This window comes from Calothrix sp. CBUCES-K 9914 (assembly GCF_059640475.1).
Window position 1 is genome coordinate 1 of record NZ_JBXXZH010000274.1, and the last position, 11,395, is coordinate 11,395.

Below are 11,395 nucleotides of genomic sequence, written 5' to 3' on the forward strand. Positions count from 1 at the left end.
ACGTATGGGTCAGAGTTTTGCACCGCACGCACAGCAAACATGCCTACTATAAAAGCAAGTAAGATTGACAGCACCATTAAAATGGCTCGCTGTACAAGAATCGAGGGTGTGGTAATCTGGTTATCCAAAACGTTTACTTTTAAATTTAAGGTTTACAAAAAGTTTTTATTTCATTTCCTACACATAGCTTAAAAGTTCTTAGCTTTCTGTGCAAGCGCAAAAAGATCATTTTACGGCAAAATTTTGGCTGTAAGCTAGATACAGCGAGGTATCTCTACCAAATTTGGTAGAATCATACAACAGATACAAATGTTAAATAATTTCTACAAGGAGATTAAAAGTGGTTGAACCTTTACTGTGTGGTATTGTGATTGGTCTAATTCCCGTTACCCTCGCAGGTCTTTTCTACAAGGCTTATGTCCAATACAAGCGTGGCGATCAGTTGGGAATAAATAAGAGCTAGAAAAAGTGCTGAGTGCTGAGTGCTGAGTAAGTTAGAAGTTAAGAGTTAGGAGTTAGAAGTTAATAGTGAGAAATAACAACTTAGCACTCAGCACTCAGCACTCAGCACTTAGCACTCAGCACTCAGCACTCAGCACTCAGCACTATTTTCTTCTCTTTGGTAAAATGTAAGTGCGGTACTTCCGTAGACTTTTTCACGACAAATTTCTAATGATGGTATATGCAGCGCTTCCCATTCTTGTGGGCTGTGTTCGATAGCTATTTCGCCATCTGGATGTAATAGTTGATGCTTTGCAATTATTTCTAATATCGGTCTGTATAACTTTGCTGCGTATGGTGGGTCACAGTAGATACAGTCGAACTGCTGTCCTGCTAGTTTGGGCAGCTTTTTTAGTGCGTCACCACGCAATATCTGAAATGTTTGGTCTTCTGATGCTACTTGCTGCCAGTTTTGACTAATTAATGCACACGCGCGACTTGATTCTTCGATTCCCACTACAAAACTGGCGCCTCGACATAGTGCTTCTGCTCCCATCGAACCGCTACCTGTACATATGTCAAGCCAGCTTTTTCCTTGTATTTTATCTGCTTGCCAAATATTAAATAATGCTTCTCTCACCCGCGCGGAAGTTGGACGGGTATCTAACCCTGGTAAAGTTTTTAACAGCCGATTCCCGTAGATTCTCAGGCTCATTAGAAATTTTGGATTTTAGATTTTGGATTTTAGATTGGATTTCGGATTACTTTTTGCAGTAAAGTCTGTCTAGATTTTACCAAAAAACTGTATAGATTGAAGAAGGTCATAATAATTTACTTGTGTAGTACACAAGACAAAAATGACAACTTAATCCAAAATCAAAAATCCAAAATTTCACTAAGCGGCAACTTGTATCCAAACTTGTGAGACGAAATTAGAGAGGATTTGCAATCCGACATTAGAGGATTTTTCAGGGTGAAACTGTACGGCCATAAGGTTATCACGCGCGATAGCAGCGGTAATTGTTTGTGAACCATGAGTAATATTTGCTGCGCGAATAGTTGGGTCGGTCGGGTCAACATAATATGAATGAACAAAATAAACCCAAGGTTGTGGGGGTAAATGTTCCCACATTACACTTTTCGGTTGAGTAATTTCGAGTTGGTTCCAACCCATATGAGGAATTGTAATGTCAGCTTCTGGACGGAAACGCCTAACTTTTCCTTTAATTATTCCTAGTCCGGGTTCTGTTCCCTCTTCGGAAGATTCAAAAAGAATTTGCAGTCCTAGGCAAATGCCAAGGAAAGGTTTCCCCGATGCTATTGCTGCTTTTATCGGTGCTTCTAAACCGCGCGCTCGTATATGTTGAACAGCCGGGTCGAAGGCGCCAACACCAGGTAAAACGACGGCATCCGCTTGTTCGATAACTTTTGGAGTCGCCGTAATTTTAGGAGTAGCACCAGCTTTTTCCAGTCCTTTACAGACGGAGTGCAAATTTCCCATGTCGTAATCTACGACTGCAATCACTGCCATTGACCTGCTCCTTATTAAAGATTTATCATGGAGTCTTTTTATATTGTAAATAATATTCTTTATGACGAAAAGATTCTTATTAACTTCTTTTGACATTTGGCTTCCACATCACAAATCAAATTCGTCAGATGATTTGTTAGAGGAAGTTACCTCCAGTTCCCTACCCTATGCCTTAACTACTTTACGAAAACTACCTGTAGACATCGAATCTGCTGCCCAACAAGTAATAGCCAAAATCAGCGAAACCCTACCTGACTATATAATCTGCTGTGGCATGGCTGAAAGTCGCGACCAATTAACCGTTGAATCAAATGCTCGTAGTACATCTGCCTTGCATAATTGTAGTATGAGCATGTTACCAGAAGATTATCAAGAAACTACATTACATACACAAGTAAATTTAGAAGAGTTGGTGGCACCGTGCCAAGGGTTAGAGATCAGTCACGACTGTGGAAAGTTTGTGTGCGAAGGACTTTATTATTCTGTTTTAGATTACCTACTCAAAAATTCGATAAATTGCAGCTGCATATTTATACACGTACCAGTATTGACAGAGGATAATATACGGGTTATCGTCGAAGACTTTCTATTAGTTATAGAGCGGCTGGCACTTTCCTAAAGTGGCTAGCGTCTTGAAAAAGTAAAATATGTCAGTATATGTTACCAATCTTACTAATTTCTCCTATTGCTCAGACAACTCCCCCTCCACCTCCACCCGAAGAAATTGTCATTCCTCAAGAAGTAAGACCGCTTTCAGGTAGTTTGGATAGTGTACCTGTATTTAATAGCAATAGTCCTGAGAAAGTTGTCAATGAGGGTATTCTACTTTCCACTTTTCCAGGCACAGGCAAAAAAAGTCCAGCAGCCCATTTAAACTTTCCTTTTAATGGGAGGTTTGATGTTTTTGCCCATCACGTTTTTGGGGCGCCGACAGCAGATAACTTACGGTCACTCTACGTCGGCATCATCTTATATAATCCTGGCACAAAACCGATTACAGTTAGCGTTCTTCAAGGAGCAAGTTATTTAAGTCAACCAGATGCGCCTTTTATCGAGTTGCCATCCTTCGCTCTAAACACAGAAAATAATGTTTACGCGGGTCCAGGTAGTCGAGTCACAAGTGATGTTTTGCGAGGTTTACGACAAGATATTTTTCCAGATAAAATTGTCATTCCTCCAGGTAAGTATCAAATGTTGCTAAATAAACCGATACCAGTGCAAGGATTAACACCTCCCTTAAATGGTCGTTCTACATATGCGAGGTTACAAAGTAACGGCAGATTATATATAGCTTCGTTAGCAACGCCTGCACGTACAAATACTGATGGTACAGAACGGGCGCCTACTATAGAAGAATGGCGTAATATATTAGATAACGGTGAATTATCCACGCCGCGCGATATAGCACCTACCCCCTTAGAACAAACAAGCCCGAGAAAATATGGAAGAGTCGCAGGAGTATCGAGAGGTTCATATTGGCGCGCGCTGCTTACAGATACTGCAAAAACCAGATATTTAACAATTCCTCAACCTGGACAAGCATTCTCCTACGGTTTAAGCACACTTCACGGTGGAACATTAGGAACAAACCAAATTCAAAGCGCACCTATGTTAGTTCGCTATCCAGACACAGCATATGTTGCCCACGGTAACTATGGCGTGCAATATAACTTAAAATTACCGTTATATAACAATACAAATAAAGTTCAAACGGTCAGTCTCTCAATTCAAACACCACTAAAAGAAGACCAGCTAGGTAAAAAAGAACTACGCTTCCTTGCCACACCCGCGCGTCCCACATTTTTTAGAGGAACAGTAAGGGTAACATACCGTGACGACTTAGGAAAAGCCCAAACTAACTATATACATTTAGTACAAAAACGCGGACAACGAGGTGAGTCTTTAGTCGCACTACCACTTAGACCAGGACAAAGGCGCCTTGTAGAAGTAGACTTTCTCTATCCACCCGACGCAACACCACCCCAAGTTTTTACCGTCCAAACTTTAGATAGTACTAACAAACCAGATGTCATCATACCAGACCCAATAAATAAACAGTAGGGCGCCGAACTTAACTATATATAATGTGAATATAATGTCATTTATTTTAGTGTGTTGTAGCATAGGCGTCTCGCCTGTGCAGTAGCGTGCGGCAATTTTACCACAGAGACCACGAGAGAAACAGACCACGCTTTGCTCTGTATCATTAAATTTGGAGGGTTGGCACCAGATACTAATTCTCCTAACTCTTATCTCTGTGTCCTAGAAGTCTCTGTGGTAAAAATAATATTACTGCACAGGCGAGACGCCTGTGCTACAGGGTTGATTTTTTAACCTACACGTTGAATACCTACATGCTTAACAAATGCATACCAATCTTGTGAAAACCCTTTAATTTCAATATCATCAAGTGAAAATTTCACGTGGTTATCTTGAATTGGTAGTCTAACTGTATTAGTGTTGTCAGGTAAACTAGTAGCGAGAACTAATTCTGTACCAGCAGCTATTAACTGTTTGGACTGGTCATTTAGAACGTTAGAGTCTATTGGTTGACGTTTAATAAATGTGTCAACGTTGAAAACTAATTTGAGAAAACCTTGCTGAGTTCCGAGTGTGTTGCGGTCTACTGAAATTTTAACGACGTTTTTCTCGGTTTGTTTGGCAACTACAGATTCAACGCTGGTTGCAGCAACTATTGGCTCTTGAATGATTTGTACATCTTTTGCAAATGCGAACCAGTTACTAAAACCTTTGAATTGGATGTTTTGTAAGGTAATTTTGTAATGGTCGTTGTTGCCGGGAGGTAAGCTGTAGGATTGTATTACTAATGTAGTACCTCCGGGAATGCTTTGCCGTCTATCACTTGGTAGTTGAGTTGATTGGACAGGTTCTTGCTTGATAGTTGTGTCTTTGACAAAAACTATTCGGTTTGAAGCCATATGTACACCTGGTAAATTGAAATCTATTTAATAACTTGAACTTCAATTCATACTGCAACGATTTCGGATAACAAACTTTTTCGCTGTCGATATTATTCTTTTTAAGGATAGGCATTTTCTCTCTGTTTCTTCTGCGTCTCTGTGGTAAAGTAGCAGAAATCAAAAAATGGTGCCTATTTTCTTAGAATTAATGACAAAGTTGGAATCTAAAACCTAGGTACTGTTTTTATCTAAGTTAGTTATGAGATATCATCTGGCTAAAGATAGATTTTATACAAAGCACAGGCAGGATGCCTATGCTACGAGGTTATGATGAGAAGCCTTTTTTTGCTACTGGTTTTTTGCCTTTGGGTTTAGATTTACTGACTTCTGTGACTGCTTCTTGGAAGAGGTTGTTTAAATGTACAGGTACGCTGGCTATTTCTGGTAGTTCTGGTTCTAGGAGTTTATGGTTGCTTTCTAATAGTTCATCTAGGTTGCTTTTTAAGTTGAAGTCGGGGCGCCCTAATATTGTTTGTAGGATTTTTTCTAGTTGTGTGGGATATTCTTGTGCTAAACGGCGCCAAATAAAAGCGTTGATAGTTTTGTCTTCGATGTAAAAGCGTACTAGTTTCTCGGCGCCTTCGATGCTTTGCCAGTCGTCTGCGGTTAATATAGACTTCATTTTGGCATAAGTTGGTAAAAGCATTTGTCCCCAACGTGGGTGTGATATTGCCGTTAGTTGCTCTGCTTTTTTGAGGTCTGGGGGTAATTCAACTTTTGGCGCCACCATTTTACCTGTAGGGTTTTTAGCATCGAATAATTGTGATACAACACTAGAGTCGGCGCCTAATTCCGTAGCAGCAGCTTTGATTTCGTCTTCATCTACACCTGCAGATTGTGCTATTTCTGTCAAGGATTTAGAGCTATCAACTCCTGCTTGTTCTAATTGCTTCTGTGTGAGAATTTCTTGAAACTCTGTCATTTTTTTACTAAGCTGGTATCCCGGCATTGTGACTTCATCACTACCAAAAAAGTCAACAAACTGTTGGTGATACTTTTCTACAGATAGCCAAGCTTCTTCCAGTAAGTCGGGAGCATCACTATATAAATGATTACGATGGTTGTCTTTAAATTTACCAATAGCTACAGCTAACTTTGGTCTACCTAATTTACCCATTACAGAACAAGGCCCCGAAAAACTCCAGTAAGTGTCAGTAACAGGAGATATACGACTAAGTAAAATCTCTCCAACTGTACATCTTGATAAGTCTTGTAGCATCCGCTGATTATCTGGCTTGACAATATAGCGCTTCTCTGTTAACCAGTTTGTCAACTCAAACCCATCAGGTAGTACTTCAGATACTGTAAATAAACCGATGAAACTCCGGCGCCAGTTTTGAAGTAAGTCAGTATCAGCTTGTGGTAATTTGGTTTCGTGTAAATAAATATCGAGCGGCGCCTTACCCCCAACTTTACCCTCGGTAATAAAGCCATCGATAATCATATCGCGTTGAACAGTATCGCCTGAACCCCGACGTGCTTGAATTGCAGCATAGATTTCCAAAGCTTGGGCAATTTCACCTTCAGCATCCATGACAAAATCGATTAAATCTTGCTTAAGCTGGTGCGTGCGCTCTAATATTGCATCCACAAATATAATATCTCAAAAAACAACAGCAGTAAATTAAACTCTATCTTATCTATAAATACATCTAACTAGAGCCAGATTGACTATAAAAATTCTCAAATTACGTGTATCTTATTAATCTAACCATAAAACACAGTAACTTTCGAGGGGTATAAAAAATGCCCGACCATTCCAGACCCATAAGAAACGCTGCTAAAGCACTCATCATCCGAGACAACCATCTGCTGGTAATCACTAAACGTGATGTTATCGGTGTGTGGTATTTGTTACCAGGTGGTGGACAAAAGCACGGTGAGAGTTTAGAACAAGCATTACAGCGCGAATGTTTGGAAGAAATAGGCGCCTTGGTAAAAATTCATAACTTAGTATTTGTGCGCGAGTTTATTGGGAAAAACCATTTAGAAGATTGTACCGATGTTGAATGGTGTAAACTTGTTCACTCTATAGATTTTATATTTGCCTGTAGCATCCCCGATGATTACATTGTAGGGAATGGGACACTACCTGATGATGGACAAGAAAAAGTCGAGTGGTTGCCTATTGCAAAGATACATGAATATCGTATATATCCCAGTCCCTTAAAACATTTATTAATCAACCAAAACAATCAAATTTACATAGGAGATGTAAATTAGTAAATTGTAGGTTGGCAACGGATGATGAACGGATGTAACGGATAGTATATTGTACATCTAACTGAATTTTAATATGATGAACCACAAAGCACACAAAGGACACAAAGAAAGAAAATTTGATGTTAAGCAAAGCTAAATTCTTTAAATTTGTACAAACCTTAAGAAATATTTGTTGTAATACGCAGCAAATTTCCTGCATTAGTAGTCACAATGTAACCATCATTCCAAACAGCCACTCCAGACGGTATGCCAAAACCAAGGGCGCCAAGGTCAGCAATAACAGAAATTTTTCCATCAGTGTCAACTTCTAAAAGGTTTCCAGTATTAGAAGTAATAATTAAATTGGCGCTGACTTGAATTAAATTAAAAGGTATTCCAAAACCCGCATCAGCTAAATTTAAAAACGGTATAATTTTTCCATCCAAACTAACATGCAACAACTGACCTGTCTCGCAACCAGCAATAAACCCATCTTGAGTTGCTATTACCGTGAAAGGAACACCAAAACTACCTGTGTCAGCAAAAACAGAAACACGACCACGCTGCACACGAATTAAACAACCTTGAGAATTAGAAATATCAGTAGCAATTGCGACAACATCAAAATTATTACCCGCAGCAACTCCGAAAGGTCCGCCAAAACTACCACATATCGGTTCTAAGTCAGCAACAGTAAAGAAAAACCCACTTTTAGTAACGCGCAATAACCTATCACCAATTTCTTCTCCAGATACGGTAATTAAAAAATTTCCATTTTTCTCAACTATCCCAAAGGGTATTCCATAGCGAGATACATTCGCAAGCGTTGTTATATCTCCGTTTGGACTTACCTGCACCAAACGGTTATCTAAAGTTGGCACAATTATCTCACCGTCCAAGACAGCGACCCCTTGTAAGTTAATCATTGGCAGTCCTTGAGCAATTAGAGATATTTGTACCATGTATATTTATTTATTGTAAGGCTATATGATTTCATAAAAATAGTTTACACGGAAGGGTTTGCTCATGCGTGCAATCCAGTTAAATTAGTTTTCAACTGAATTACAAGGGATTAAGTGTTGTATATAGGCGCCAACAAAAAATTGGGTAGGGTGTGTGAAAGCTATTACAATCAAGCAATGTAACGAACAATTCAAGTGCTTTCACGCACAATTGACTGCTTAAGTGCCCCACACTACAAACACGCATCACCAGCTTCAGATGTTTTAAAAACCTTGGCAACATCCGCATCAAGAGTTACGGTAACAGATTTATGTGTTTGTTCTGCAAAACGGTTCGGACGAGCTTTTTTATAGTCAAAGCTATATTCTAGTAGCAAATCGTCATTATCTTCATCAGGAGTTTGTGTATTGTTCATAGTCCCTACGCTCTTGTTTAGTTGCGGTCACGCGCGTTTTGGCATTTGAATTTTGTAATTCAGTCAATGCTGCATGTAATTAGGGTAATAGGCGCCTGTTAATGTAGCTTGTTGACTTTTTCGCAAAGCAGGCGCCACGTTAAAGTATACCCTGGTCTAAACATTCTTACATTCTGGCATGTAATATTAATTGCAGAGTCTATAACTACGCTCATACCTGCCTAGGACTAATAGCAAAAGTCCATTTTAATGGACTATGTGCATTAGTATTATTAAATACATATATGTTTGCAATTAAGAATTAATACGTAGAGGTATAAGATGTCAGTTATGGTGTGATACGTAAATTGTTCGGTTGTCACTACTTTTCATTCCAGAAAACCGTATCAAAAATAAAACGCTCAATACGAGACGGCACTAATGTCGCTTAATCGCTGCTCCCATATAGTAGAATATATTTAAAAGTTTATGAGAAAGTTGTAAAAATGCGGAGCTTTTTTCTTAAAGAAATTCAACAAACCAACAGCGAAGTATTACATCAAGCTGATATTGAACCTGTTTTGCTGACTGAAGAATCTCAAAAGAGCTACGTTATTATGTCAGTTGAAAATTATGAAAAACTGATGGATAAAATTACGCTAATTGAAGATTTAATTTTAGGACAACAAGCCCAAGCAGCACTCTCCAATTCTAAGATGGTTGGTACAGAAAAGTTTATGACAGAACTCAAGCGATTGGCTGCGCTTGACAATGATAGTTGATAGTATGGCGAAACTTGATGGTCTAGAAACAATTCTTGAGTTTATTAAAGGTCTACAACCTAAGATTGCTGCTCAGATAGCTAAAAAAGTTATGTCATTAAATGTTGATCCTTTACCTGCTGATTATAAAGAATTAGCTGGTTACACAGGATATTATCGTGTAGACTCAGGTGAATATCGTATCGTTTACCGATTTGATGCTGATGCTGACTTGGTTGAAATAATTTTAGTCGGAAAGCGTAACGATGATGAAGTGTATAAACAACTTAAGCGCTTATTAGGCTAATGGACGTAACGGTTAAGTTATTTATTACAAACTGTAGAGAACATTTGTTTTAATTTATATGTACTGACTAACTCGCAATGGTAAGCATCACTATAGCAACTACTCGGCGCCACTTTTTCTTTCTGCCCGCGCGGTTACACTTGCTTCAATTAGATTTGTAGAATTTTGTAAATTACGAAGTGCTTTTTCAGCAACTTCTATAATATAAGTACTTTCATCTTCTAAAGCTTGTTTCCAAACTGGCTCTAACTTCTGGCTATTCAATGCAAAAAGAGAATCTGCTGCAAAAATACGTACATATACATCATCATCTTTTAATAGCAAGAAAATTAATGCATCTACTGATTGATTATTATCGTAGTGTTGAAGCTGTTTCGCAACTATTTGTCTAGGTCTACGGGATTCTTTCTCTCGATATACTTCATTTAATAAACAATTGAAAATTTCATCGCTTTTAAAATTATCCAAAGCAGATAACGCTTCAGAGCGCACTTTTTCTGACAAGTCTGTTTCAGCTAGTCGAATTAGATAAGGTATACTTCTAGTGTCGCTAATATCTCCTAAATTACAAGCTGCCGTACCGCGTACTTCTGGGTCTGCATCATCAATGAAAGGAAGTATTATTTCAAAAGCATTATTTGGTTTGAGAGTGCCTATTTTATCCAGCGCTAACTCTCTAATTTCTGCATTTGAATTTTGTAATTCAGTCAATGCTGTATGTAATTCATCCATATATTTTGATTTTACCCGAAGCTTCTAGTTGTTGTAACGCAGCTACAGAGACTTTGAGTATTTTGTTACCTTGTAAACTTTTTTGCACCACCTTGACCCTTAATAGATATAGCATTAGAAAACGACACATACCTGCTTGTTTGCCCAGGCTCTTTATCAAGAACATGTTCCAATGGACTTTAATTAAATATTGGCTTCGAGTGCTAGTTCACTGTCTAGCTCAAACCCGATTGGATTTCCTATTCTATAATTATCGTCCGCGCGGAACAAGTAACTTGATTCTTGAACACTTGATTTATCACCTTGATTTTCGGCGCCCACCCTTTAAAACTCATTGTGTACTAGTAATTCATTAGCATAACCTAATTTTCTAATTTTTTACACTATTTTGATTCAGCACTAGTTAGTAGTCCAAGAAAAAAATTATCTTACCTGACATCTTTCACCTCTACGTATTAATTATTGATTAAAAAAACATGTGTCTAATAATACTATAAAACACAGTCCATTTAAATGGACTTTTACTATTAGCCTAGGGACTTTTAGTCCTAGGCGAGTATGAGTTCCGTTACAGACTCGGCAATTAATATTACATGCCAAAATGTAAGTGCAAGATAGAAGTTACGATATTTATTCGGGGAAATTGTGATTAAAACACTCTTATACGGTCTGTAAAGCTTAAATTATTGCATAACTTCTGCGGTGCCAGAAATATACAAGATATAGTAAGCAATCTACGATACTAACGCTTCAAGCAGTTATGACTAATTTAAGAAAGAGTTTTGCTCTTACCGCCTTGGTAATTTCAATGTCTTGTGTCGGGTTAGCAGCAAGTGACATAGTATTAAAGCATACAAGAGCGCAAACTGCAACAACATCGAATGAAAAAGCGCAAGCAGATAAACTTTTTCAAGAAGGTGTACAGCAGTATCGTCGCGGGGAATTTCCGAAAGCGCTTGCTACATATCAAAAAGTGCTGGAAATTAGGCGCCGACTTAATGACAAAGCTGGTATAGCTCAAGCTCTCAACAATATAGGTCAGGTTTACAATAAGTTACCTGAACGTGAAAAAGAAGCTTTAGA

General features: G+C 38.5%; 15 protein-coding genes. 7 read left to right on the forward strand and 8 right to left on the reverse strand.

The features are described from left to right. Window positions 1-340 precede the first annotated feature (340 nt). Window positions 341-463 carry a cytochrome b6-f complex subunit V gene (gene petG, locus AC2JBO_RS37350; protein WP_496958689.1) on the forward strand — a complete coding sequence of 41 codons (123 nt, stop codon included), beginning with the start codon at window positions 341-343 and terminating at the stop codon, window positions 461-463. Window positions 464-592: 129 nt separating this feature from the next. Here petG and rsmD read toward each other — a convergent pair whose 3' ends face one another. Further along, a complete protein-coding gene (gene rsmD / locus AC2JBO_RS37355; protein WP_496958690.1) occupies window positions 593-1,156 on the reverse strand; it encodes a 16S rRNA (guanine(966)-N(2))-methyltransferase RsmD in 564 nt (187 codons plus the stop codon). Window positions 1,157-1,336: 180 nt separating this feature from the next. Next, the gene (hisH, locus tag AC2JBO_RS37360; protein ID WP_496958691.1) at window positions 1,337-1,972 is read right to left on the reverse strand and encodes an imidazole glycerol phosphate synthase subunit HisH; all 636 of its coding nucleotides are present in this window, start codon (window positions 1,970-1,972) and stop codon (window positions 1,337-1,339) included. Between the two features lie 61 nt (window positions 1,973-2,033). Between hisH and AC2JBO_RS37365 the strand changes: the two genes are divergently transcribed. Then, on the forward strand, window positions 2,034-2,591 hold the full coding sequence (locus tag AC2JBO_RS37365) for a pyroglutamyl-peptidase I family protein (RefSeq protein ID WP_496958692.1): 558 nt from the start codon (window positions 2,034-2,036) through the stop codon (window positions 2,589-2,591). 38 nt (window positions 2,592-2,629) lie between these two features. After that, on the forward strand, window positions 2,630-4,033 hold the full coding sequence (locus tag AC2JBO_RS37370; protein ID WP_496958693.1) for a DUF3370 domain-containing protein: 1,404 nt from the start codon (window positions 2,630-2,632) through the stop codon (window positions 4,031-4,033). A 269-nt stretch (window positions 4,034-4,302) separates the two neighbouring features. Here AC2JBO_RS37370 and AC2JBO_RS37375 read toward each other — a convergent pair whose 3' ends face one another. Continuing rightward, window positions 4,303-4,911, reverse strand: coding sequence for a hypothetical protein (locus tag AC2JBO_RS37375; protein ID WP_496958694.1), 609 nt, complete (start codon window positions 4,909-4,911; stop codon window positions 4,303-4,305). Between the two features lie 307 nt (window positions 4,912-5,218). Next, the gene (locus tag AC2JBO_RS37380) at window positions 5,219-6,544 is read right to left on the reverse strand and encodes a hypothetical protein (protein ID WP_496958695.1); all 1,326 of its coding nucleotides are present in this window, start codon (window positions 6,542-6,544) and stop codon (window positions 5,219-5,221) included. 155 nt (window positions 6,545-6,699) lie between these two features. Between AC2JBO_RS37380 and AC2JBO_RS37385 the strand changes: the two genes are divergently transcribed. Continuing rightward, a complete protein-coding gene (locus AC2JBO_RS37385; RefSeq protein WP_496958696.1) occupies window positions 6,700-7,176 on the forward strand; it encodes an NUDIX domain-containing protein in 477 nt (158 codons plus the stop codon). A 158-nt stretch (window positions 7,177-7,334) separates the two neighbouring features. Here AC2JBO_RS37385 and AC2JBO_RS37390 read toward each other — a convergent pair whose 3' ends face one another. Beyond that, window positions 7,335-8,117 carry an NHL repeat-containing protein gene (locus AC2JBO_RS37390; protein ID WP_496958697.1) on the reverse strand — a complete coding sequence of 261 codons (783 nt, stop codon included), beginning with the start codon at window positions 8,115-8,117 and terminating at the stop codon, window positions 7,335-7,337. 233 nt (window positions 8,118-8,350) lie between these two features. Continuing rightward, window positions 8,351-8,533, reverse strand: coding sequence for a hypothetical protein (locus AC2JBO_RS37395; protein WP_496958698.1), 183 nt, complete (start codon window positions 8,531-8,533; stop codon window positions 8,351-8,353). 485 nt (window positions 8,534-9,018) lie between these two features. Between AC2JBO_RS37395 and AC2JBO_RS37400 the strand changes: the two genes are divergently transcribed. Both AC2JBO_RS37400 and AC2JBO_RS37405 read left to right on the forward strand, forming a co-directional pair. After that, entirely contained in the window at window positions 9,019-9,294 is a 276-nt protein-coding gene (locus AC2JBO_RS37400) for a prevent-host-death protein (RefSeq protein WP_496958699.1), read from the forward strand. 4 nt (window positions 9,295-9,298) lie between these two features. Next, window positions 9,299-9,580 (forward strand): type II toxin-antitoxin system RelE family toxin, encoded by a 282-nt coding sequence (locus AC2JBO_RS37405; protein ID WP_496958703.1) that lies wholly within the window; start codon window positions 9,299-9,301, stop codon window positions 9,578-9,580. Between the two features lie 99 nt (window positions 9,581-9,679). Here the strand turns inward: AC2JBO_RS37405 and AC2JBO_RS37410 are convergent, their stop codons facing one another. Next, window positions 9,680-10,312: a HEAT repeat domain-containing protein gene (locus tag AC2JBO_RS37410; protein WP_496958700.1), complete on the reverse strand. Its 633-nt coding sequence runs from the start codon at window positions 10,310-10,312 to the stop codon at window positions 9,680-9,682. 183 nt (window positions 10,313-10,495) lie between these two features. Continuing rightward, a complete protein-coding gene (locus AC2JBO_RS37415) occupies window positions 10,496-10,633 on the reverse strand; it encodes a hypothetical protein (RefSeq protein WP_496958701.1) in 138 nt (45 codons plus the stop codon). 439 nt (window positions 10,634-11,072) lie between these two features. Here AC2JBO_RS37415 and AC2JBO_RS37420 point away from each other — a divergent pair. Beyond that, window positions 11,073-11,395, forward strand: a 323-nt coding sequence (locus AC2JBO_RS37420; protein WP_496958702.1) for a tetratricopeptide repeat protein, incomplete at its 3' end; no start/stop codon positions are given.